Genomic DNA, 23,581 nt, shown 5'->3' with positions numbered 1-23,581 from the left:
AGCCCGCCTCGCGTTAATTCATAGTCGGTCGCAATCAAGGATTTTCAGGGATAGGACGCGCCATGCGGGCCACGACAATCGAAGAACCAGCGCGCCAGGTGCCGCTCTACGGTGAATATGAAGTCGTCGTGCTCGGCGGCGGCCCGGCCGGCATTATCGCGGCGGCCTCAGCTGCGCGGGCGGGGCGAAAGACGCTGCTGATCGAGCGTTACGGCTTCCTCGGCGGCATGGGCACCGCGGCCGGCGTCACCAATTTCTGCGGCCTGCATGGCAATGTCTATGGCCAGGCACACCGGCTGGTGCAGGGCATGGCATCCGAGCTCTTGGCCCGGATCGATCGGCTCAACGGTCTCAACACACCGCATCTGATCCTCGGCAAGGTCTTTGCCCAGGCCTATGACACCGCGGCCTACAAGATCGCGGCCGACGAATTGCTCGCAAGCCACAAGGTCAACATCCTCTTCCACGCGCTCGGCGCCGGCGTGGTGATGGGCGATAACAGCCGCATCGACGCGCTGATGGTCGAGACCAAGGCCGGCCGGCAAGCGGTGCGCTCGGAGATCTTCATCGATTGCTCCGGCGACGGCGACCTCGCGGTCTGGGCCGGCGCACCGTTCGAGTTCGGCGACGAGCACGGCCATCCCATGTATCCGTCGATGATGTTGCGCCTGAACAACATCGACCCTGAGCGGGCTGGCGAGGCCTGGCGCACCATCCCGCAATTGATGGAAAAGGCGCTTGCCGCGGGCACCCACACATTCCCGCGCAAAAGCGCGATCGTGCGGCCGCAAAAGTCCGGCATCGAATGGCGGGTGAATTTCACGCAAGTGGCCCACGAGGACGGCCACGCCATCAACGGCATCGAGCCTGACGATCTCACCCGCGGCGAGATCGAGGGCCGCAAGCAGGCGCTCGCCGCGTTCGAATTCCTGCGCACCGTGCCTGGGTTTGAGAAGTCCTACATCGTCGACCTTCCGCCACAGCTCGGCATCCGCGAGACCCGCCGCATCACGGGCGGCTACCAGCTCAGCGGCGAGGACGTGCTCGGCTGCGCCTCGTTCGGGGATTCCATCGGCGTCAACGGCTGGCCGATCGAGGCCCATGTTCCCGGCGACGTCGTCTTCACCTTCCCGCCGATCCCGGAATCGCGCGGCTATAACGAACTGCCCTACAGGATGCTGGTGCCCGAAGGCGTCGACAACCTCCTCGTGGCCGGGCGCTGCGCCTCGATGACCCATGAAGGCCAGTCGGCGGCGCGGGTTTCCGGTGCCTGTTTCGTGATGGGCGAGGCCGCTGGTTCCGCCGCCGCGCTGGCGCTCTCCGGAAACCGGATTCCACGCGAAATCCCCATTGAAAAGTTGCAGGAAACGTTGAAACAACAGGGCGCCTTCATCGGGCGGGACCAGCCCGTGCCCGAGGGGCTTTGACGGGCTGCAAACAACGACGACGGAGGAAACGGGATGATCGGGATTGCACGGCTCGCGCTTGCGGGCCTGATGGCGATCACGGCGATGGGCACGGCCCGGGCCGAGGATGCGCTGAAGGCCAGGATCGGCGTGCTCCGCCTGTCGTCCTCCGCGCCGGTTTTCATCGCGCAGGACAAGGGCTATTTCCGCGAGGCCGGCCTCGACGTCGAGTTGAAGTTTTTTGACGCGGCGCAGCCGATCGCGGTCGCGACGACCTCGGGCGACATCGATTTCGGTGTCACCGCTTTCACGGCAGGTCTCTACAATCTCGCCGGCAAGGGCGTGCTGAAGGTGATCGGCGGCATGAGCCGCGAGAAGGCCGGTTATCCCCTGATCGGCTATTTCGCCAGCAACAACGCCTACGCCGCCGGCTTGAAGACGCCGAAGGATCTCGCGGGCAAGCGTGTGGCGGTGACGCAGGTCGGATCGAGCTTTCACTATTCGCTTGGTCTGCTCGCCGACAAATACGGCTTCAAGCTCGCGGAGGTGAAGATCATTCCGCTGCAATCGCTGTCGAATGCGGCGGCCGCGCTCAAGGGCGAAACGGTCGATGCGGCGCTGCTTCCGATCTCGACGGCGCGCAAGCTGATGGACGAGGGCGGTGCGAAGTTTCTGGGCTGGGTCGGCGACGAGACGCCGTGGCAGCTGGGCGCGGTGTTCGCCTCCCCGAAGACGCTGACCAACAAGGCGCTGGTGACGAAATTTCTCGGCGTGCTGGCGAAGGCCGATCGCGAATATCACGATGTCATCCTCGCCGCGATGAAGGACGGTGTGGCGCCGATCAACGAGCAGACAAAGCCGCTGCTGGAGATCATTGCGAAGTACACCAATCTGCCGGTCGAGCAGGTGGTCGGCAATTGCGCCTATATCGATCCCGACGGCAAGCTCGACGTGAAGAACGTCGACAACCAGATCAAATGGCTCCAGGAGCAGGGCTTTGCCGACAAGGGCTTTGATGCGAATGCGATCATCGCCAGGGATTTTGTGAAGGCGGATTGATGCCTCCGTCATTCCAGGGCGATGCGAAGCATCGAACCCGGAATCTCGAGGTTCCGGGTCTGGTCCTTCGGACCATCCCGGAACGACGGAGCAGAGGATGGACGAAACAGAATGGACCTGATCGCCAACCACATCTCCCATCGCTTCGGCGATCTCGCGGTGCTCGACGACGTCTCCTTCACCGTCAGTGCCGGCGAGGTGGTGGCGATCGTCGGTCCGTCCGGCTGCGGCAAGAGCACGCTGCTGTCGATCCTCGGCGGGCTGTTGCAGCCGACGTCGGGTGCGCCCGAGCTGCGCGGGGAGCCGCCAGCGGACAGCCTCAATCCGCTCACCTTCGTGTTTCAGGATTTTGCGTTGCTGCCCTGGGCGACGGTGGAGGAGAACGTCGAATTTCCTCTGCTGCACGCGCAGCTCTCGGCCGCGCAGCGCTGTGTGCTGGTCGAGGATGCCTTGCGCCGCACCGGGCTCACCGATTTCCGCAAAACCTATCCAAAGCAGCTCTCCGGCGGCATGCGCCAGCGTGTCGGCATCTCGCGCGCGCTTGCGGTCAGGCCCGCCATTCTCCTGATGGACGAGCCGCTGTCGGCACTGGACTCGCAGACCCGCGAGCTGCTGATGGAGGATTTCGTTCGCCTGCTCGCCGACGGCGGTATGGGCGCGGTCTATGTCACCCACAATCTCGAAGAGGCCGCGCGCCTTGCCGATCGCATTGTCGTGCTGTCGCGGCGCCCGGGCCGCATTCGCGAGGTCGTGACCGTACCGATGACGCGCACTGAGCGCGGCGAAACCGCGGCGCGTGAAAAGCTGCTGGCGCTTCAGAACCAGATCTGGTCGCTGATCCGCAACGAGGCGATCGACGCCGAGCGCGAGGTGCAGCATGCTTGATCGTGCCGGGCTACCGGCGAAGGACGAGACGACGCGGCGCGTCCGCTTCCGCGGCGCCGGCTTCGTGCCCGCGTCGAGCCGCTTTGGCGGCTGGATCGCGCTCGCGCTGGTGATCGCGATCTGGCAGGCCGCCGGCAGCGCCGGTCTCGTCAATCCGTTGTTCCTGCCGGCGCCGTTGGCAATCGTGCGCGCGATCTACCAGCTCGCGATATCAGGCGCGCTTTGGCAGCATCTGTCGGCCTCGCTGCTGCGCATCGGCGTCGGCTGGGTGCTGGGAACGGCGGCCGGCGTCGCGGTCGGCTTCGCCATCGGCCTGTCGCGGCTGGCGCGCAGCGTCGGCATCACCTTTATCTCGGCGCTGTTCCCGATCCCGAAGATCGCACTGCTGCCGCTGCTGATCCTCTGGCTTGGCATCGGCGAAGAGCCGAAGATCGCGACCATTGCGCTCGGCGTCTTCTTCTCGACCGCGATCTCGGTCTATAGCGGCGTCGACGGGGTGCCGCGCAACCTCATCCGCATGGCCCAGAGCTTTAATGTCCCCTTCGCCACCATCGTACGCAAGGTGATCTGGCCGGGCGCGCTGCCAGCCATTCTCGCCGGCTTCCGCATCACCGCGTCGGTGGCCCTGCTCCTCGTCGTCAGCGCCGAGATGATCGGCGCGCAATACGGCATCGGCGCGTTCGTGCTCCAGGCCGGCAATCTCATGCAGACGGATCAGCTGCTCGCGGGCGTGGTGATTTTGTCGGTGTTTGGATTGGCGGTGGGGAAGGTGATCGGCTGGCTGGAGGTCAAATTATTGCACTGGCGGTGAGGCGTACTCCGTCATTGCGAGGAGCGAAGCGACGAAGCAATCCAGACTGTCTCCGAGGAAACATTCTGGATTGCTTCGCTTCGCTCGCAATGACGGTGTGGTCAGCAGTGTGGCTCAAGCATTGCCGCGGTCCTCGCGAAACAGATCCAGCTTCTGCTGCACCGGGCGATCCGAGAAGCTGAACAGCACGGCATCCTCTTCCGCCTCGTGCGTCACCCATTGCCAGCTCGGCACCACGAACAGATCGCGCGGGCCCCACTCAAACACGGCATCGCCGATCCGGCTGCGGCCACGGCCCTCGATCGGACAGAACACCGTCGCATCGGTCGCGCGATAGCGCGCGGTCTTGAAGCCCTTCGGCAGCAGCTGAATGAAGGTGCCGATGGTCGGCATCGCGAAATCGCCGGTCTCGGGGTTGCTGAACTTTAGCTTGAGCCCGTGGCAGGCGTCCCATTCCTGGCTCGCGCGCGCTTTTTCCAGCGCCTCGCGCGTATGGGCATAGGGATAGCTGAAGATCGGCGAGGTCTTCGAGCTTCGCTTCACATCAACCGGCAGCAGATTGTGGCCGTAGCGCGCAAAGCTGTCACCGGCGGGCTTTGTGATTCTCTGCTGATCTTCCTTCGATCCCTCCGCAAACGAGCAGTCGAAGAACTGCACCAGCGGAATGTCGAGTCCGTCGAGCCAGAACATCGGCTCGTCGGTTTCGTTGGAATGATCGTGCCAGGTCATCGATGGCGTGATGATGAAGTCGCCGGGCGCCATCGCGGTGCGCTCGCCGTCGACCGCGGTGTGGGCGCCCTTGCCTTCGAGCACGAAGCGGAGCGCCGACTGGCTGTGCCGGTGCGCGGGCGCGACGTCGCCGGGCACTACCATCTGCACGCCGGCATAGAGCGAGGTCGTGATCTTGGACTGGCCGCGCAGGCCAGGATTTTCCAGCACCAGCACGCGCCGCTCGGCTTCCTTGGCGGTGATCAGCTTGCCGGCTTCCGTCATGTAGTCGCGAATGATATCGAATTTCCAGAGATGCGGCCGGCAGGCGCTTCTCGGCTCCGGCGTGATCAGATCGCCCATCACCGTCCACAGTGCGGTGAGGTTTTCGCCGTCGATCTTCTTGTAGAACGCCTCGCGTTCCGGCGTCTTGGTCACGGCTTCCATGGCGGCGCTCCCGTTCGTTTTGTTGATTGACAGTATACTGACGGTCTAGGTAGCGTCAACGAGACGGGCACGATCAATGTCGTCATTCCGGGGCGATGCGATAGCATCGAACCCGGAATGACGAGGTTCCGGGTTTTCGCTTTGCGAGCCCCGGAACGACAAAAAAATAACGGGAGGGTTCCGATGAAGCTGCATGGCTATTTTCGCTCCAGCGCCGCCTACCGGGTGCGGATCGCGCTGAACCTCAAGGGCCTCGGCGCCGAGCATCTGCCGCATCATCTTCGCAAGGGCGAGCAATGCGCGCCCGCTTACCTTGCCATCAACCCGCAAGGCCTGGTACCGGCGCTTGAAAGCGATGCGGGTGCGGTGCTGACCCAGTCGGTCGCCATCATCGAATGGCTCGACGAGACCCACCCCAATCCACCGCTGCTGCCGAAGGATCCGCTGCGCCGCGCCAGGGTGCGGGCGTTCGCGCTGGCGATCGCCTGCGACACCCATCCGGTTCAGAATTTGAAGGTGCTGGCGCGATTGCGCGAACTTGGTCTTGCCGAGGATAAGGTTCAGGACTGGGCCGCCTGGGTCAATCGCGAGGGATTGTCGGCCTGCGAGACGCTGATCCGGGACGAGCCGGGCCCGTTCTGCTTCGGCGATGCGCCGACGCTCGCCGATCTCTGCCTCGTGCCGCAACTTGCCAATGCGCGCCGCTTCGGCGTCGATGTCTCGGCCTATCCGCGCCTGCTCAAGGCCGAGGCCGCAGCCAAGGCGTTGCCGGCCTTCGCCGATGCCGCGCCGGAGAAGCAGCCCGATGCCGAGTAAGCCTGCCCCTCCAATCACCATCGACGCCGTCTATGCCGCGCCGGGCTATCTGTTCCGGCGCATGCAGCAGATCGCGGTGTCGATCTTCATGGAGGAATGCAAGGCGTTCGATCTCACGCCGGTGCAATATGCGGCGCTGATCGCGATCCACACCCATCCCGGCATCGACGCGACGCGGCTGTCGGCGGTGATCGCGTTCGACCGCTCCACCCTCGGCAGCGTGATTGAGCGGTTGCAGGCCAAGGATTTTGTCGAGCGCAAGCCGGCGCCCGAGGACAAGCGGATCAAGCTGCTCTACCTCACCAAGTCAGGCGCTGCGATCCTGCGCGAGATCATTCCCGCCGTCGAACGCGCCCAGGCGCGGATGCTGGAGCCGCTCAAGCCTGCGGACCGCAAAGCGTTGTTGGGGCTGATGACGCAGCTCGTTGATCTCAACAACGAGGCCTCACGGGTGCCATTGCGGGCCGAGGACGCGCTGGAGCATTTGGCCAAGGGTGGGTGAGCGGGGCGCCTTTATCTCCGCCGTCATTCCCCGCGAAAGCGGGGAATCCAGTACACGGCGGCTTCTCGGCTCAATCACAACCGCCTCTGGAATACTGGATCGCCCGCCTTCGCGGGCGATGACACCAGTTGTGTCGCGGCGCTAGTGCGTTCCTTACTGTCCTCGGCCTCACATCCTGAGCAACGCCTGCCGGTCGATCTTCCCGGTCCCCGTCTTCGGCAGCTCGTCGATGAAAATCACCTCGCGCGGATATTTGTACGGCAAGAGCTTGCCCTTGACGTAATCCTGCAGCCGCCGCGTTGCCTCGCTTTGGTCCGCCGTGCGATTGTTCATCACTACCACCGCCTTCAGCGTCATGCGACGGTCCGGCAACTCGGCGGCGAACACCGCGCATTCGCGGATGTCGGGGTGGTCAGCAAGGCACAGCTCGACCTCGAGCGGGTAGACCCATTGCCCGGAGATCTTGATGAGATCGTCGGCGCGGCCGCGGAAGAAGTGAAAACCGTCAGCATCGCGGACGAAGCGGTCGCCGGTGTAGATCCAGCCGCCCTCGCGAATGGTCTCGGCGGACTTGTCCGGCCGGTTCCAGTACAGCGGCGTGTTGGAATCGCCGCGCACCCACAAAATGCCTTCCTCGTTGTCGCCGACCTCGCGACCGTCCTTGTCGCGGAGCGCGACCTCGTAGCCGGGCACGCGCAAGCCCGCGGCGCCGAGCTTCTTTTTCTCAGGACTGTTGGAGAGATAGATGTGCAGCACCTCGGTCGAACCGAGGCCTTCGACGATTTCGAGTCCGGTCAGCGTCTTCCAGCCGTTGAAGACTTCCGCCGACAAGACTTCGGCTGCGGAGAGCGCCATGCGCAGGGACGAAAAGTTCGTCCTGTCCGCGCCCTCGGCCTTGGTCAAGGACGTATAGAGCGTCGGCAGCCCGAAGAAGACCGTCGGCTTATACTGTTCAATGGCCGCAAAGATCGCCGCGGGCTTCGGCTGTCCCGGCAACAGCAGCGTCGCCGCTCCTGCCGAGAACGGGAAAGTGACGGAGTTGCCAAAGCCATAGGCGAAGAAGATCTTCGGCACCGAGAAGCAGATGTCATCCGGCGTCAGCTTCAGCACGTTCTGCGCGAAGGCTGTCTCGCTATAGGCCATGTCGTGCTGGAGATGCACGATGCCCTTGGGCCGGCCGGTCGAGCCGGAGGAATACATCCAGAACGCCATCTCGTCGCGATGAGTGTCCGCTTCCGCCAGCTCCGCCGGGAATTGGGCGAGCCAGCTTGCCGCCCCGACCGCCGTCGGCGCTGCGTGATCGCCGACCTCGCCGTTGACGACGATCAGCGTGCGCAGGTCCGTGTCCTTGCACGCCTCCGCATTGAAGCGCGCGCAGAACTCGGCCTCGGCGACCGCGACACGCGCGCCGGAATCGGCGAGATAGAATTGCAGGAGATCCGGCGGCGTCAGCGTGTTGATCAAGAGCGGCACGAAGCCGGCGCGCACCGCGCCAAAGAAGGCGGCCGGGTAGGCCGGCGTGTCGTCGAGGAACAGCAGCACGCGGTCGCCGCGCGTCAGGCCGAGCGATGCAAAGCCGTTGCCCCAACGGCAGGCCTCCGCGCAGAGCTCGGCATAGGTGCGTGTGCCCGCAGGACCAATGAGGGCGAGCCTGTCGCCGTGACCCTTGCCGAGATTGTCGAACAGCACGCGGCTGGCGTTGTAGATTTGCGGAACGGCAAAGCCGATCTCGCGGGCGCCCGGGCTGTCGGCGGGCACCTGATCGCGAATCTCGTTGCTCATGCCTCATCCCCGCCGTCCGCATCCTCGCCGTTCTTCGCAGCCTCGTAGCGGGCCATGAAGGCCGGCGACATGTGGCGCAGGCGTGCATCGTCGATGCGGCCGGAGCGGGTGATATAGCTGTAGGCAAAGTCCATCACATCGAGCTGCATGTGCTGGGCGAAGTGCTCGTACCAGAAGGCGCTGGTGCGTGCGGCATTGACCAGCTTCTGCACCACCGGCTTCCGCGCGGCCTGGTAGCGATGCAATGCGGTTGTCAGATGGGCATCTGATTCCAGCGCCTTGACCAGCGCGATGGCGTCCTCGATCGCGAGCCGCGTGCCCGAGCCGATCGAGAAATGCGCCGAGTGCAGGGCGTCGCCGATCAGCACCATGTTCTTGAACGACCAGTGCTCGTTCCAGACCCACGGAAAATTGCGCCAGACCGATTTGTTGGAGACGAGACAGTGTCCGCCGAGCGTGTCGGCAAACACCTCCTCGCAGACGCCCTTGGACTGTTCGACGTCCTTGTAGGCGAAGCCGTAGGCCTGCCACGTCGCGTAGTCGCATTCGACCAGGAAGGTGCTCATGGTCGGCGAGTAGCGGTAATGATGGGCGTTGAAGGCGCCGCGGTCGGTCTTCACGAAAGTCTGCGACAGCGTGTCGAAGCGTTTCGAGGTGCCGTACCAGACGAACTTGTTCGATGAATAGGACAGCGACGTGCCGAAATCGCCCTCATAGGCGCGGCGCACCAGCGAGTTCAGCCCGTCGGCGGCGACGATCAGATCGTGGCCGTTGAGCTGGTCGATGGCATGGATCTGCGTGTCGAAGCGTGGGGTGACGCCGACGTCGAGTGCGCGCTGCTGCAGGAACCTCAGGAGCTCGAGCCGCCCGATCGAGGAGAAGCCGACGCCGTCGATGGCGACGTGGTCGCCGCCGAGGTTCAGCGTGATGTTCTCCCAGCTCTCCATATGCGGCGCGATGGCGTCGACCGTTTCGGGGTCGTCGGCGCGCAGGAACTCCAGGGCCTGGTCGGAAAACACCACGCCAAAGCCCCAGGTCGCGTCGGCCGGGTTCTGTTCGAACAGGTCGACTTGATCCTCGGGGTGACGCTTCTTCCAGAGATAGGCGAAGTAGAGCCCTCCGGGCCCCCCGCCAATCACGGCGATCCGCAACGTCTGCCTCCCTAATTGACAGTATACTTACTATCTAGGGGTAGACTAATGTGCTCCGGTCGCCCACGCCAGCGGAAAAATCGGTTAAGCGCGGGCGCGCCGAAACTCACGTCCGGACACGCGTTTGGCGCGTGCCCGAAGCAGTGATGTTGCGAAGCATAGCCAAACCGCGGCGGCTTGGCCATCCGCCCTGTCAGACGCAGCGCTTCACGTAGACTCCGTCCACCAGCACCCTGGTACAGCGGACCACCGGAACCGGCTTGCGGACCACGACGGCCGCGTTCGGCCCGGCGCAGCCGGCGCGATAGACGCCGCGGGCGCACACCACCGCGTTGGCATCGGTGGCCTCGAAGGTCATGGTCGCGGCGAAGGCGAGGAGCGCAGAAGCAATGAGAAGCAATGAACGCATGTTGTCCTCCCGGTCTTGTCTCGATTGAAATCGATATTCGCAAAAGATCTGTTGCTACAAGCGCGCGAAAATTCATTCGCGCGCGGCCTTATTGCGCCGCGAACGGCGCGAGTACGTCCTTGCAGGCAGGCGACAATGACGCGGCATTGCTGGCGATGCATTGCACGATGCGGCCGCCGCCCGGGGCGACGCCGGCGCAGAGCGTGCGGATGTCGGCGCCGCAGGCCGAGCGCACGATGAACAGCTCTTCGCGCGGCCGCAGCGGACGCAGAACGATCACGGTCGGCGCTGCGGCGGGCGCTGCCCCAGCAGCCGGTGCGCTACCTGCCGCAGGCGCTGCGGTTGCAGCTCCACCGCCGCTGCCGGTCGCTGCGCTCACGGCCTTCGCGCAGGCCGCCGACACCTTCGCCTTGTTCTTCTCCAGACATTCGAGCGCGGGCGCGCCGCCCGGCGGTACGCTGGCGCAGACTTTTGGATAATCGGCGCGGCAGGCGCTCTTGACCGCGGCAACCTGCGCGCTGCTCGGTTGCTTTGCCGCGGCGGCCTTCGGAGCTGCGCTTGCTGCCGGCTTCGGCTCCGCCGCCGGTGCAGCTTCCGTCTTCGCCGGTTCGGACTTGCTTGCCGGTTCAGATTTGGCGGGCGCAGCTTCGGTCTTTGGCGCCGCCGCAGGCTCGACCGCGCGAACCGCGGTCTGGCATCCTGACGACAGGCTGGACATGTTCTTCTGCAAACATTGATACGCTTCCACGCCGCCGGGCGTCACGCTCGAGCAATGCGCCATGAAGTCCGAGCGGCATGCCGAGCGGATGGCGCTCTTCTGAGCCTCGGTCGGCGCTTGCGCGAAAGCGCTTGTTGCAGTTGCGAAGAGAGCGGCCGCAAGCAACGTCGTGCGCGTCGATGCATGTTTCAACGTGTTGAACATCTGAGTGAATTCCTGCCCTGTCGGTAACGCCGACGTATTATTAAAAGTGATGCAAACGCAATCGTCGCGGGTGATGCCGCGCGCGGCATCATTGGCCGCCGCGGCTTCTACCGCAAGTAGATATTACCTTTTCAATTGCGACGTAACTACGTCGTTATAGCCGGACCATGCGCTTGCCGCGGTTCTCGCCTGCGAGCAATCCGATCAGCGCCTTTGGCGTGTTCTCGAGGCCGTCGATGATGTCCTCCTGCACCTTGAGCTTGCCGGATGTCACCCAGGACTGAAGCTCGGCGAGCGCGCGCGGGCTGTCTTTCATGTAGTCCATCACGATGAAGCCCTGCATCACGAGCCGCTTCACCACGATCAGGCCGGGCACGCCGCGGGGCCCATGCGCGGAGGGCGCGCCGTCATATTGCGAGATCGCGCCGCAGCAGGCGATGCGGCCGTAATTGTTCATCTGCGGCAGGCAGGCTTCCAGAATGTCGCCGCCGACATTGTCGAAATAGACGTCGATTCCCTTCGGAGCTGCCGCGCGCAACGCCTTGAACACCGCGCCGTCCTTGTAGTCGACGGCGGCATCGAAGCCGAGCTCGGAGGTCAGCCAGTTGCACTTGTCGGCGCCGCCGGCGATGCCGACCACGCGGCATCCTTTGATCTTGGCGATCTGCCCGACGATCGAGCCGACCGAGCCCGCGGCCGCCGAGACAACGACCGTCTCACCCTCCTTGGGCTTGCCGACCTCCAGCAGGCCGAAATAGGCGGTGAGGCCGGCGATGCCGAACACGCTGAGCAGATGCGTCATCGGCTCGAGCTTCGGCATTTTTGTCAGATGCTTCGCCGGTACCGCCGCATAGTCCTGCCAGCCGGTGTCGCCGAACACGATGTCGCCGGCAGCGAGCCCCGGCGACTTCGAGCTCACGACCTCGGCGATGCCGCCGCCGGCCATCACGCTGTTGGCTTCGACGGCCGAACGGTAGGTCGCGCCGTGCATCCAGGCCCGGTTGGCGGCGTCGAGCGAGATGTAACGCACGCGCAGCAACGCCTCGCCGTCCTTCGGCTCCGGCATCGTGCCGTCGACCATTCCAAAATGTTCAGGGCCGAGCTTGCCGCTGGGCTTTTCCACCAGAAGAATCTGGCGATTGATGCTGCCGCTCATGGCGTTTCCCTCTTCGTTTGTTTGACGATTATTGATGCAGCCGCCGCAAAGAAAACGTGCAAGCCGCATTCGTTGTGCGCTGCATGAAGGCTAGATCGCGCGCACCGGTTTCGCAACGGGAACATCCGCCCCGGGCGGACGCACGCAAACCGTGTTGCGTCATTGTCATATCTGCGACATCATGAAGCGGCCGGTGTAGTGGGGGTCATTAATGTCGAACAGGTTTACGCAATACATTCTGGCCGCGATGGTGCTGGGCATCGTCATGGGCTCCGCGATCTACAACTTCCTGCCCGATACGCGCGGAGACTGGGCCTCATCCATCAACCTGGTCGCCGTGATCTTCCTGCGCCTGATCAAGATGATCATTGCGCCCCTGGTGTTCGCGACCCTGGTCGGCGGCATCGCCCATATGGGTTCGGGCTCCAAGCTCGGCCGCATCTTCGCCAAGACCATGGGCTGGTTCGTCAGCGCCTCCTTCATCTCGCTGCTGCTCGGCCTCGTGATGGTCAATCTGCTGCAGCCCGGCGCGAACTTCCCTGGGACGCTGCCCGACAAGGCGCAGTCGACCGGCCTGCCGGTTTCGGCCTTCTCGCTCGAGAAATTCCTGACCCATCTGATCCCGACCTCGATCGCGGACGCGATGGCGCAGAATGAGATCCTCCAGATCGTGATCTTCGCCGTGTTCTTCTCGGTGGCGATGGGCTCGATGCCCGAGCGCTCCAAGCCGATCCTGGCGCTGATCGACGACATCGGCCACATCATGCTGAAGGTGACGAGCTATGTGATGCTGTTCGCGCCGATCGCGGTGTGGGCCGCCATCACCGCGACTGTCGCCAAGAATGGCCTGCTGGTGCTTTGGAAGCTGATCGTCTTCATGGGCGGCTTCTATCTCTCGCTGATGATCCTGTGGGGCATCCTGGTGGTCGTGGGCTTCATCGTGATCGGGCCGCGCTACAGCCATCTGCTGAAGCTGATCCGCGAGCCGCTGATGATCGCGTTCTCGACCGCGAGCTCGGAGGCGGCCTATCCGAAGACGCTGGAGGGGCTGAACAAGTTCGGCGCCTCGTCACGGATCTCGAGCTTCGTGCTGCCGCTCGGCTATTCCTTCAATCTCGACGGCACGATGATGTACTGCACCTTCGCCAGCATCTTCATTGCGCAGACCTATCACATCGAGATGTCGCTCTCGACGCAGCTGGCGATGCTGGCGACCCTGATGATCACCTCGAAGGGCGTCGCCGGCGTGCCGCGCGCCTCCCTGGTGGTGATCGCCTCGACGCTGTCACAGTTCGGCATCCCCGAGGCGGGCCTGCTGATGATCATGGGCATCGACACCTTCCTCGACATGGGCCGCAGCGCCACCAACGTGATCGGCAACACGCTGGCGACCTCGGTCGTGGCGAAGTGGGAAGGCGAGCTCGGGCCCGAGCATGCGATGGGACCCGGCGACGCCGTGCCCGATGACATGGTGCCCGGCGAAGTGCCCGCCATGGCCGGCCATGGTTAGGAGCACATCATGGGCCAGACACTGACGAGGTCAGTGATCGGCGGCTGCCTGTGGCTCGCGGCATCGTTGCTCGCGACCACAGCGCTCGCCCAGACCGGCGGCGAGGGGCTCAGCCCGACGCTGTCGGCCATCAAGAAGGCGCACACCGTGCGGCTCGGCTATCGCGAGAGCTCGCCGCCGTTCTCCTTCATCGACCAGTCGGGCCGCCCGATCGGATATAGCCTCGAATTATGCGAGGCCATCGTTGAGGAGATCGGCCTTGAGGTCGACGATCCAAATCTCAAGATCGACTACGTCAAGGTCACCTCGGATGACCGTATCGACGCCGTGCTCCAGAACAAGATCGACCTGGAATGCGGTTCGACCACGGCCAATGCCGAGCGCGGCAAGCGCGTCGCGTTCTCGCCCTTGATGTTCGTCGCCGGCACCAAGCTGATGGTGCCGAAGGCGTCCAGCGTCCAGTCGCTGACCGATCTGAAGGGCAAGACCATCGTGGTGACGAAGGGCACCACCAACGAGCAGGCGATCCAGGCGGCCGACAAAAAGTCCTCACTGGGGCTGAACATCGCGGTCGGCGCCGATCACGAGCAATCGTTCCAGATGCTCGCCGACGGCAAGGCGGATGCGTTCGCGACCGACGACATCCTGCTCTCCGGCCTGATCGCCCGCCACAAGGCGCAGGACAAGTACCGCGTCACTGGCGACTACCTGTCCTACGACCCCTACGGCATCATGTTCAGGAAGGGCGAGCCGCAGTTCTCGGCCGTGGTCGAGCGCACCTTCCGCAAGCTCGGCTCCAACCGCGATCTCGTCCCGCTCTACAACAAATGGTTCACCGCCAGGCTTCCGACCGGCGAACGGCTCAACGTGCCGATCTCGCTGCAATTGGAAGAAGCGTTCAAGGCGATGGACGATTCAGCCAGCGCGAATAATTGAGCGGCAAGCTCGGTGCACCCTCTCCCCCTGTGGGAGAGGGTGGCTCGCCGCATAGCGGCGAGACGGGTGAGGGGTTCTCTCCGCGTGCACTCTTCTCACGTTTGAATGCGCGGATAGATACCCCTCATCCGGCGCTTCGCGCCACCTTCTCCCACAAGGGGAGAAGGATTGCACCGTGCGCGTGGCGCTCAGCGCCGTTCACCAAACACCCGATCCAATGCCGCATCATACGCCCGCTGCACCAGCTCCGGATGCAGCTTCGCCAGCGCCTCCATCATCACGCCGGAATTGATCTCGAGCACGCGCCAATCATTGTTGACGCGCACCACGTCGATTGACGCAAAGGCGATGCCGATGGCGCTCGCAGCATCGGTCGCGAGCTTCACGCAGGCTGTTCGAACCTCGCCGTCCTCCAGCAGCACCGGCTTTGCACCGGCATCGAGATTGTGCCGCCAATCCGAGCCACGCTGCTTGCCGTAGACGACGCGTGGCACATCATCGAGCAGGATCACGCGCACCTCTTGCGCGATCGCGACATAGGGCGAGATCACGAGCCCGGTGCTCATCGAAAAGACCTCGCTGGCCGCGTGGTCGAGTTCGGTTTCCGTCGTCACCTTGAACACCGAGCGCCCCGATGTCCCCTCGTTCGGCTTCACCACCACGCCTTGCGGATTGTCGTGAAGCAGCGCGAGCATGGCCTCTCGCCAAATGGGGCCGACAATATTCGTGCCCAGCTTTGGATTGAGGAAGAGGTGATGCGGAATGCAGGGCACGCCCGCAAGCGACAGCGCCTCTGATGTCGCCGATTTGTCGTTGGCGAGACGATGCGCAATCGCGCTGTTGAGGCCGATGTCGTAACCGAACGCGAAGTGGCGCTTCGCACCCCGCCGCATCGCGATCAGCCATCCGCCCGAGCGGACATCGACGTCGATGCCATGGCGCGCGCCATAGCGGCGGATGGCCTGGACGAATATCCGTTCATTGCTTGCCATGTGCTTCGATCATTCCTGTCGCCAAAAGCCGCAAAAATGCGGGAATCGGCACCAAGCCGGGGTGAAAATCAGAGCTATTCTTAATGAAATTCTCGCGAGCAAGACGGAAATTAAGTGCTGCGATTGAGGCTCTCTGGGAAAAGAAATTGCCCTCGATGCCGTCAGGACGGCAGATCCATTAATGATGCGGCCAGTTCTGCGGCAAATGCCTGATAGCCCGGCATCAATTGCATCCGAAACGAGGTTGATTATTGGTCTCAATGGCGTAGATCACACCCAAGAAATCCTCCGCCATGGCAATGGTGTCCGCCCCGCTTTCAGGGGCCGGGCAACGCTTTTGCCCTAAAACCGCAGCTATTCGGAATATCGAAAATCATGAGCGCGTTTTACCGAGAGAAGGTTCTTTCCGTCCAGCACTGGACCGACACGCTGTTCAGCTTCCGCGCCACGCGCGACACCGGCTTCCGCTTCCAGAACGGCCAGTTCGCGATGATCGGCCTCGAGATCGACGGCCGTCCGTTGCTGCGTGCCTACAGCATGGCGAGCGCCAATCACGAGGAAGAGCTCGAGTTCTTCTCGATCAAGGTTCAGGACGGTCCGCTGACCTCGCGCCTCCAGAAGATCAAGGAAGGCGACACCATCCTGGTCGGCCGCAAGGCGACCGGCACGCTGATCACCGACAACCTCATCCCCGGCAAGCGGCTGATGCTGCTCTCGACCGGCACCGGCCTTGCGCCCTTCGCCAGCCTGATCAAGGACCCCGAGGTCTACGACCAGTTCGAGAGCATCGTGCTGGTGCATGGCTGCCGTCAGGTCTCCGAGCTCGCCTATGGCGAGAAGCTCGTCGCCAATTTGCGCGAGGACGAGCTGTTCGGGGAGCTGCTGGCGGACAAGCTGATCTACTATCCGACTGTGACCCGCGAGCCGTTTCGCAATCGCGGCCGCATCACCGACCTCATCAACTCCGAGCAGATCTTCAACGACATCGGCCAGGGCCCGCTTGATATCGAGACCGACCGCGTCATGATGTGCGGCAGCCCGGCGATGCTCGAAGAGCTGAAGGTGATGTTCGAAGGCCGCGACTTCGTCGAGGGCTCGGGCAACAAGCCCGGTCATTTCGTGATCGAGAAGGCGTTCGTCGAGCGCTGATCGGCGCTCGACACCCTCACCATCCTCCCCCGACTTTGTTATTAGCGCCGCCGCGCTGAGCGCTGCTATATGCTCACCCCAAAATCTCGCCGCGATGTTGCGATGCGATAGACGGGGGAGTTGCACGCGCCTTGTCCGGGATCGACCATGGGCATCCGCCGAAACCGACTGCCTTCGTGCTGGCGGGCGGCGGCAGTTTCGGGGCGATCCAGGTCGGCATGATGCACTCGCTGGCCAAGCATGGGGTCGTGGCCGACCTTGTGGTCGGCTCCAGCGTCGGGGCGATCAACGGCGCCTATTATGCCGGCGATCCCACGCTCAAGGGCGTGCTCGGGCTCGAAGCGGTCTGGCGCGGGCTGAAGCGTCATGACGTCTTCCCGGTCAGCTGGAAGACCCTGCTTGGCTTCATGTGGCGGCGGGATTTCCTGATCCCTCATGATGGCATCCGCAGGCTGGTCGAGGACCGTCTGCCCTATCGCAACCTCCAGGACGCCCTGCTTCCGGTGCACATCGTCGCCACCGATTTCATCTCGGGCGACAGCGTGGTGCTGTCGGAAGGGTCGGCGGTGGAAGCGATCCTGGCGTCCACCGCGATCCCTGGCGCCTTCACGCCGGTCCGCTACAACGGTCATTTCCTCGCCGACGGTGCGATCTCCGCGAACACGCCGATCCGGGTTGCGGTCCAGAAAGGTGCGAAACGGCTGGTTGTGCTGCCGACCGGACATGCCTGCGCCGTTAGGGATCCGCCGGTGGGGGCGGTGGCCAACGCCTTGCATGCGCTGACGCTGCTGATTGCGCGGCAATTGGTGTCGGAGCTCGAAGGGCTTGCGCCCGACATCGACTATGTCGTGGTACCGCCGCTCTGTCCGCTGGTGGGGTCGCCTTACGATTTCTCGCGGACCGACGACCATATCGAGCGCGCGATCGCGAGCACCGATGCATGGCTGGCGCAGGACGGCCTCGAGCGGCACGGCCATATTCCCCATGAGGCAATGCCGCATGGTCACTGATTTGTCATTTCATTTGAGTCTATTGCGCTGCAAAAGCGCGCCATCGGGACGGATTGATTTGCGGCATCGGGATTCGGTAGCCTCAAGCCAGCTCCGCGTCATATCCATGGACGTGGCGCGGGCGTATCATACCCCGTCAGTCTGACGAGAGGGATGTGGTCGTGGCCAACGAGAACAAGACGCAAGCTTCGTCCGAAGGGCTGATGGAAACCCTGCTGCTTCCATTCTCGCCGCGCTTCATCATCCTGACGATCTGCGCGGTCGTCACCGCGCTTCTGATCGGCATCGGCTTCGCCGATGGCAAGATCTTCGACATCCTGCTGATCCCGATCGCCATCTTCGGCGCCCTGACGCTGCTCGGCGTGCGCGATCTCATGCAAAAGAGCCATGCGGTGCTCCGCAACTACCCGATCTCGGCGCATATCCGCTTCCTGCTCGAAGAGATACGCCCCGAGATGCGGCAGTATTTCTTCGAGAGCGAGAAGGACGGCATGCCGTTCTCGCGCGACATTCGTGCGCTGGTTTATCAGCGTGCCAAGATGCAGCTCGACAAGCGTCCGTTCGGCACCCAGGAGGACGTCTACCACGAGGGCTACGAGTGGATGCATCACTCGGTGTCGCCGAAGGCGCATGCCGAGGAGAAGTTTCGCGTCGTCATCGGCGGGCCGGACTGTGCGAAGCCGTATTCGGCCTCGGTGTTCAACATCTCGGCGATGAGCTTTGGCGCGCTCAGCCCGAACGCCGTGCGCGCGCTGAACGCCGGCGCCAAGAAGGGCGGCTTTGCGCATGACACCGGCGAGGGCGGCTTCAGCCCTTATCACGCCGAGATGGGCGGCGACATCATCTGGGAGATCGGCTCCGGCTATTTCGGCTGCCGTCATCTCGACGGTAACTTCGACCCCGAAGCCTTCGCGCGCGTCGCCGGCGAAGACCAGATCAAGATGGTTGAGCTCAAGATCAGCCAGGGCGCCAAGCCCGGCCATGGCGGCGTGCTGCCGGCGGCAAAAGTCTCGGAAGAAATTTCAAAGATCCGCGGCGTCGCGATGGGCGAGGACTGCATCTCGCCGGCTTCGCACCGCGCCTTTTCCACGCCTGTTGGCATGATGCAGTTCATCGCGGAAATGCGGCGGCTCTCCGGCGGCAAGCCGGCCGGCTTCAAGCTGTGCATCGGCCATCCCTGGGAATTCCTGGCGATCTGCAAGGCGATGCTGGAGACCGGCATCTATCCTGATTTCATCGTCGTCGACGGCAATGAGGGCGGCACCGGCGCCGCGCCGCTGGAGTTCATGGACCATCTGGGCATGCCGATGCGCGAGGGCGTCAATTTCGTCCATAACGCGCTGATCGGCATCAACGCGCGCGACCGCATCAAGATCGGCGCCTCCGGCAAGATCGCCACCGCCTTCGACATGGCGAGGGCGATGGCCATCGGCGCTGACTATTGCAATTCGGCGCGCGGCTTCATGTTCTCGCTGGGGTGCATCCAGTCGCTGAGCTGCCACACCGATCGCTGTCCGACCGGTGTCGCGACGCAGGATCCAACCCGGGCGCGCGCGCTCTACGTGCCGCTCAAGATCGACCGCGTCCACAATTATCATCATGCGACGCTGCACTCGCTGACCGAGCTGATCGCTGCGGCCGGCCTCGAACATCCCCGGCAGTTGCGCTCGGTCCATTTCAGTCAGCGGACCTCGACGACCAACGTGCAATCCTTCGCGCAGCTCTATCCGGCGCTGCGTCCCGGCGAGCTGCTCGAAGGCACCGAAGACCCGCGGTTCCGCGACGCTTGGCGGATGGCGCGAGCGGATACGTTCCAGCCCGTGCTATAGGGGGCGATCCACCGCATGGTACCGGTCGGAGCCGCGGCGGTGTGAATTCATGGGGGTACGTTGAGGCTTTAAGGTCTGTGTCAGCTTTGGGTGTAAATTGGCCCGATGGACGAGCGACGCAACAGAGCCAGACATCGCGTGCTGAAGGCCGGAACGATCGAGTTCGGCGGCGGCGCGATCGACTGCACCGTGCGGAATCTCTCCGACACCGGCGCAGCCCTCGATGTCACCAGCCCCGTCGGCATTCCCGACCGTTTCACCCTGTTCGTGCAGGTCGACGGAACGCAGCTCTCCTGCACCGTGGTCTGGCGCAAGGAAAAGCGGATCGGGGTGAGGTTCGGGTGAGGTCCGGCGTTTGACGCGCGCTTGAGCCACAAACTCCGCTGTCGTCCCGGGCTCGCGCGACGCGCGCCCGGGACGACAGTTGAGGTCGGAGCTTACCCTGTCTCTACCTCGCTCAGCCGGCTCGCCAGAATCTTGTCGATCCTTCTGCCATCGAGATCGACCACCTCGATATGCCAGCCGCCGAGGTCGAAGGCGTCGCCGACATTGGGCAGCACGTTGAATTCCTGTAGCACCAGACCCGCCACCGTGTTGTAGCGGTGATGCGGCGGCAGCGCGATGCCGAGCAGCTCGCCGAATTCGTCGACCGGCATCCAGCCGGCAACCAGCAGCGAATCGTCCGCGCGTTTGACATAGGCCGGCTCCGGCGGGCCTTCCTCGGAATGAAACGCGCCGACGATCGATTCCAGAATGTCAGCCGTCGTCACGACGCCCTCGAAGGCGCCGTATTCATCGTAGACCAGGCCGACATGAACCGGAGCGGCTTTCAGGATCGCCAGCACGTCGCGGGCGTCGGCGGATGCCGGAATGCCGGGCGCCTCGCGCACCAGCGCTCGCAAATCAGGCGCGCGCTGGTTCATGTAGGCGATCAGCAGGTCCTTGGCCTGGAGCACGCCGATCGGCTTGTCGCGATCGCCGTCCGAGACAGGAAAGCGCGAATGCGGGCTCTTCGCGATGATCGCTTGAATGGCCTCCGGCGCGTCGTTCAAATCGATCTCGTTGACCTCCGTGCGCGGCGTCATGATCGCGCCGACCGGCCGGTCGCCGAGCCGCATCACGCCCGCGATCATCTCCTTTTCGCCCGACTCCAGCACGCCCGCGTTCTCGGCTTCGCTGACGAGGTGATGGATCTCGTCCTCCGAGACCTTCTCCTCGGCCTTGCCGCCGCGGCCGAGCAGCGTGAGGATCAGCTTGCCGGAGAGATCGAGCAGGAAGACCAGCGGCAGCGACACCTTCGCAAGCATATGCATCGCCGGCGCGACCATGACCGCGATGCTTTCGGGGTCGCGCAGCGCCACCTGTTTCGGCACCAGCTCGCCGACGATCAGTGTGGCGTAGGTGATGAGCGTGACGACGATGCCGACGCCGACGATGTCGGCGATCCCTGCGGACAGGCCGAGCTCGACCAGCCATTGCGTCAGCCGCTGTCCGAGCGTCGCGCCGGAGAATGCGCCCGAGAGCACGCCGACCAGCGTGATGCCGATCTGGACCGTCGAAAGGAATTTTCCGGGGTCGGCGGCAAGCGTCAACGCCCGCTCTGCGCCGCGCACGCCCTTGGCGGCGAGCAGTGAGAGCCGGCCCGGGCGGGACGAGACCACGGCCAGCTCCGACATGGACAGCAAGCCGTTGATGATGATCAGGACGACGACGATGATGAGTTCGACGGAGAGCATTGGCCTTCTGGGGTAAGCGAGTGTGGCACGGATGGCCGCACACGCACTGATATAGGTATTCTGAGCAGAAATGCCGGTAATTCTGTCGCATTCCGCCCCGTAAGGGAACCGCGTGGTTCACGGCGTTGCGGAAGGTCCGCGACGAGATGACACTCCGCGGAACTACGGGCACAGTTGTTTAACGGGCCCTTAGTGGCGGCTCGCTAGGTTTTCCGCATTTGCAGAAATCTATTCGGGGACCAAGGATGCGGATCGGAAAGCTTTTCGCACTGTCGATGCTGACGGTGACGGTCTTTGCAGTCATCCTTGGCGCCGAGGTACTGGTGCCGCAGGCGCGGGTCTACACCAACCGCTCCGAGGCCATCAAGGCGGTCGACGCCTTTGCCGCGACCCTGATGGTCAGCCAGCACATTGCGGGCCTTCGGGCCCCCTATATCGGACCGATCTTCCAGGAAGTGCCGGCGACGCCGGCCCAGGTCGAGGCGGCCGCCAAGGCTGCGAAGGCCGCGGAGGCCGCCTTCGAGGGTGCGCGGCGGACCATCGTGGCGCTCGATGACGGCGCGCCGCTGATCGAAAACCTCGACCGCGCCGTGCGGCGGCTCAAGGAGATCTACACGGCGGCGGATCGCGCGATGAGCGTTGCCCTCAGTGCGCGCGACGCCACTGCGATCAAGGGCTTCCTGCCCGGCGTTGCCGAGGTCCTCGGCAATATCGAGCCGATCATGAACCGGCTCGAAGCCAAGGTCGTCAACGGCGACGCCTCGCTGGCGGCGCTGCTGAGCGTGGCGCGGACGGCGCAGGATCTGCGCGTCGCGGCCGGAGGCCGCGCGGCTGCGCTGTCGCCACCGCTGACCGCGCGCCGGCCGCTGACGGCGGCCGAGTTGTCGCTGATGGATCGCTTGCAGGGACGCGTTGAGGCCGATCGCGAACGCATCGAGGCCGGCATCGACCAGCTCGGAAGTCCGCCCCGGATCGCTACCGCGTTCAAGGCGGCGACGGAGTCCTATTTCGGCAAGGCTGCGCCGGTCATCGACAAGGAGATGCCGGCGGCGCGCGGTGACGGCAAATACGCCATCGGTGCCGACGACCTGGCCAACGTGATCGTGCCGGCGATCCAGATGTTCTACGGCGTGCGCGACGCTGCGCTCACCGAAGCGGCCGAGCGGGCCACGGCCTCGCGCGATGGTACGCTGGCGATGCTCGCCCTTGCAGGCGTGGCGGTGCTGGCGCTGCTCGGCACGCTCGCCGGCGTGACCATGATGCTGCGCAGCCGCGTGGTGACACCGCTCGCCAAGCTCGCCGATGTGATCGGCACGCTCGCCGCCGGACAGCATGAGGTCGAGATTCCGGCGACCGGCCGCGATGACGAGATCGGCCAGGTGGCGGGCTCGCTCCGGCACTTCAAGGATTCGCTTCTCGCCAAGAAGGCGGCCGACGAGGCGGCTGCGGTCGAAGCCGAGGCGAAGCTGCGTCGCAGCCAGCGCATGGACCAGATCGCGCGCGACTTCGAAGCCATGATCGGCGAGGTCATCAATACCGTCGCGTCGGCATCCTCGGAGCTGGAGACGTCAGCGGGTACGCTGACGAGCACGGCCGAGCAATCGGAAAAGGTCACCGCCACCGTCGCAGCCGCGTCCGAACAGGCCTCCACCAACGTGCAGACCGTTGCGGCGGCCGCGGAGGAGATGGCCTCGTCGGTCGACGAGATCAGCCGGCAGGTCCAGGACTCCGCGCGCGTCGCCGGCGAAGCCGTGCAGCAGGCCGGCCGCACCAACGACCATGTCGGCGAGCTGGCCAAGGCCGCCGGCCGGATCGGGGACGTCGTCGAACTCATCAGCCAGATCGCGGGCCAGACCAACCTTCTGGCGCTGAACGCCACCATCGAAGCGGCGCGCGCCGGTGAAGCCGGTCGCGGCTTCGCGGTCGTTGCCTCCGAGGTCAAGGCGCTGGCCGAGCAGACCGCCAAGGCCACCGGCGAGATCAGCCAGCAGATCGCGGGAATCCAGACGGCGACGGGGGATTCCGTCGGCGCCATCAAGGCGATTGGCGACACCATCACCCGCATGTCCGAGATCGCGTCGGCAATCGCCTCGGCGGTCGAGGAACAGGGCGCGGCGACGCGCGAGATTTCCCGCAACGTGCAGCAGGCGGCGCGTGGCACCCAGCAGGTCTCCGCCAGCATCGTCGACGTGCAGCACGGCGCGAGCCAGACCGGATCGGCATCCGCCAACGTGCTCGCGGCGGCCAAATCGCTGTCCGGAGAGAGCAGCCGTCTCAAGGTCGAGGTCGGAAAATTCCTCGACGCGATCCGGGCCGCGTAGAGGTCTATTGTGGGAGGGGGCGGCTTCACCTAGGCTTACAGCCC

General features: G+C 64.3%; 21 protein-coding genes. 13 read left to right on the top strand and 8 right to left on the bottom strand.

Annotated features, from left to right (window positions below):
* Positions 1 to 62 precede the first annotated feature (62 nt).
* The 4 genes from AC1RR3_RS31000 (at position 63) to AC1RR3_RS30985 (ending at position 4,161) form a co-directional block, all read left to right on the top strand.
* Positions 63 to 1,427, top strand: a complete 1,365-nt coding sequence (locus AC1RR3_RS31000) for an FAD-dependent oxidoreductase (protein WP_492827815.1) — start codon at positions 63 to 65, stop codon at positions 1,425 to 1,427.
* Between the two features lie 33 nt (positions 1,428 to 1,460).
* Positions 1,461 to 2,465 carry an ABC transporter substrate-binding protein gene (locus AC1RR3_RS30995; protein WP_492827813.1) on the top strand — a complete coding sequence of 335 codons (1,005 nt, stop codon included), beginning with the start codon at positions 1,461 to 1,463 and terminating at the stop codon, positions 2,463 to 2,465.
* Positions 2,466 to 2,576: 111 nt separating this feature from the next.
* Complete coding sequence (locus AC1RR3_RS30990; RefSeq protein ID WP_492827811.1) at positions 2,577 to 3,350, top strand: ABC transporter ATP-binding protein; 774 nt, start codon at positions 2,577 to 2,579, stop codon at positions 3,348 to 3,350.
* Complete coding sequence (locus tag AC1RR3_RS30985) at positions 3,343 to 4,161, top strand: ABC transporter permease (RefSeq protein ID WP_492827809.1); 819 nt, start codon at positions 3,343 to 3,345, stop codon at positions 4,159 to 4,161. Before AC1RR3_RS30990 ends, AC1RR3_RS30985 begins: the two co-directional genes overlap by 8 nt.
* Before the next feature lie 114 nt (positions 4,162 to 4,275).
* On the opposite strand, the gene gtdA is transcribed toward AC1RR3_RS30985, so the two are convergent.
* Positions 4,276 to 5,316 (bottom strand): gentisate 1,2-dioxygenase, encoded by a 1,041-nt coding sequence (gene gtdA / locus AC1RR3_RS30980; protein WP_492827807.1) that lies wholly within the window; start codon positions 5,314 to 5,316, stop codon positions 4,276 to 4,278.
* A 183-nt stretch (positions 5,317 to 5,499) separates the two neighbouring features.
* Here gtdA and maiA point away from each other — a divergent pair, with 183 nt between their 5' ends.
* Together maiA and AC1RR3_RS30970 are read left to right on the top strand one after the other, a co-directional pair.
* A complete protein-coding gene (gene maiA / locus AC1RR3_RS30975; RefSeq protein WP_492827805.1) occupies positions 5,500 to 6,132 on the top strand; it encodes a maleylacetoacetate isomerase in 633 nt (210 codons plus the stop codon).
* Positions 6,122 to 6,634 carry a MarR family winged helix-turn-helix transcriptional regulator gene (locus AC1RR3_RS30970; RefSeq protein WP_492827803.1) on the top strand — a complete coding sequence of 171 codons (513 nt, stop codon included), beginning with the start codon at positions 6,122 to 6,124 and terminating at the stop codon, positions 6,632 to 6,634. Before maiA ends, AC1RR3_RS30970 begins: the two co-directional genes overlap by 11 nt.
* Before the next feature lie 168 nt (positions 6,635 to 6,802).
* On the opposite strand, the gene AC1RR3_RS30965 is transcribed toward AC1RR3_RS30970, so the two are convergent.
* From AC1RR3_RS30965 to AC1RR3_RS30945, 5 genes are all read right to left on the bottom strand, one after another.
* Positions 6,803 to 8,416, bottom strand: a complete 1,614-nt coding sequence (locus AC1RR3_RS30965; RefSeq protein ID WP_492827801.1) for a benzoate-CoA ligase family protein — start codon at positions 8,414 to 8,416, stop codon at positions 6,803 to 6,805.
* Positions 8,413 to 9,567 (bottom strand): FAD-dependent monooxygenase, encoded by a 1,155-nt coding sequence (locus AC1RR3_RS30960; protein WP_492827799.1) that lies wholly within the window; start codon positions 9,565 to 9,567, stop codon positions 8,413 to 8,415. Before AC1RR3_RS30960 ends, AC1RR3_RS30965 begins: the two co-directional genes overlap by 4 nt.
* 193 nt (positions 9,568 to 9,760) lie before the next feature.
* Positions 9,761 to 9,976, bottom strand: coding sequence for a hypothetical protein (locus AC1RR3_RS30955; protein ID WP_492827797.1), 216 nt, complete (start codon positions 9,974 to 9,976; stop codon positions 9,761 to 9,763).
* Between the two features lie 88 nt (positions 9,977 to 10,064).
* The gene (locus AC1RR3_RS30950; protein WP_492827795.1) at positions 10,065 to 10,898 is read right to left on the bottom strand and encodes a cysteine rich repeat-containing protein; all 834 of its coding nucleotides are present in this window, start codon (positions 10,896 to 10,898) and stop codon (positions 10,065 to 10,067) included.
* Between the two features lie 154 nt (positions 10,899 to 11,052).
* The gene (locus AC1RR3_RS30945) at positions 11,053 to 12,054 is read right to left on the bottom strand and encodes an NADP-dependent oxidoreductase (RefSeq protein WP_492827793.1); all 1,002 of its coding nucleotides are present in this window, start codon (positions 12,052 to 12,054) and stop codon (positions 11,053 to 11,055) included.
* 211 nt (positions 12,055 to 12,265) lie between these two features.
* Between AC1RR3_RS30945 and AC1RR3_RS30940 the strand changes: the two genes are divergently transcribed.
* Together AC1RR3_RS30940 and AC1RR3_RS30935 are read left to right on the top strand one after the other, a co-directional pair.
* On the top strand, positions 12,266 to 13,564 hold the full coding sequence (locus AC1RR3_RS30940; RefSeq protein WP_492827791.1) for a dicarboxylate/amino acid:cation symporter: 1,299 nt from the start codon (positions 12,266 to 12,268) through the stop codon (positions 13,562 to 13,564).
* A gap of 9 nt (positions 13,565 to 13,573) precedes the next feature.
* Positions 13,574 to 14,500: an amino acid ABC transporter substrate-binding protein gene (locus tag AC1RR3_RS30935; protein ID WP_492827789.1), complete on the top strand. Its 927-nt coding sequence runs from the start codon at positions 13,574 to 13,576 to the stop codon at positions 14,498 to 14,500.
* A 188-nt stretch (positions 14,501 to 14,688) separates the two neighbouring features.
* Here the strand turns inward: AC1RR3_RS30935 and AC1RR3_RS30930 are convergent, their stop codons facing one another.
* Positions 14,689 to 15,492: an ATP-grasp domain-containing protein gene (locus AC1RR3_RS30930; protein WP_492827787.1), complete on the bottom strand. Its 804-nt coding sequence runs from the start codon at positions 15,490 to 15,492 to the stop codon at positions 14,689 to 14,691.
* A gap of 375 nt (positions 15,493 to 15,867) precedes the next feature.
* On the opposite strand from AC1RR3_RS30930, the gene AC1RR3_RS30925 reads away from it, so the two are divergent.
* From AC1RR3_RS30925 to AC1RR3_RS30910, 4 genes are all read left to right on the top strand, one after another.
* Positions 15,868 to 16,641, top strand: a complete 774-nt coding sequence (locus AC1RR3_RS30925) for a ferredoxin--NADP reductase (protein ID WP_492827785.1) — start codon at positions 15,868 to 15,870, stop codon at positions 16,639 to 16,641.
* Between the two features lie 131 nt (positions 16,642 to 16,772).
* Entirely contained in the window at positions 16,773 to 17,651 is an 879-nt protein-coding gene (locus AC1RR3_RS30920; RefSeq protein ID WP_492827783.1) for a patatin-like phospholipase family protein, read from the top strand.
* 203 nt (positions 17,652 to 17,854) lie between these two features.
* The gene (locus tag AC1RR3_RS30915) at positions 17,855 to 19,480 is read left to right on the top strand and encodes an FMN-binding glutamate synthase family protein (protein ID WP_492827857.1); all 1,626 of its coding nucleotides are present in this window, start codon (positions 17,855 to 17,857) and stop codon (positions 19,478 to 19,480) included.
* A 105-nt stretch (positions 19,481 to 19,585) separates the two neighbouring features.
* The gene (locus AC1RR3_RS30910; protein WP_492827781.1) at positions 19,586 to 19,825 is read left to right on the top strand and encodes a PilZ domain-containing protein; all 240 of its coding nucleotides are present in this window, start codon (positions 19,586 to 19,588) and stop codon (positions 19,823 to 19,825) included.
* 92 nt (positions 19,826 to 19,917) lie between these two features.
* Here the strand turns inward: AC1RR3_RS30910 and AC1RR3_RS30905 are convergent, their stop codons facing one another.
* A complete protein-coding gene (locus AC1RR3_RS30905) occupies positions 19,918 to 21,216 on the bottom strand; it encodes a hemolysin family protein (RefSeq protein WP_492827779.1) in 1,299 nt (432 codons plus the stop codon).
* A gap of 245 nt (positions 21,217 to 21,461) precedes the next feature.
* Here AC1RR3_RS30905 and AC1RR3_RS30900 point away from each other — a divergent pair, with 245 nt between their 5' ends.
* Positions 21,462 to 23,537, top strand: a complete 2,076-nt coding sequence (locus AC1RR3_RS30900; RefSeq protein WP_492827777.1) for a methyl-accepting chemotaxis protein — start codon at positions 21,462 to 21,464, stop codon at positions 23,535 to 23,537.
* The last annotated feature ends 44 nt before the right edge of the window (positions 23,538 to 23,581 follow it).

The organism is Bradyrhizobium sp. GW821-FHT13H05 (assembly GCF_058804065.1).
Note: the sequence above shows the minus strand (reverse complement) of the source record. Positions and strands in the feature narration are given on the sequence as shown.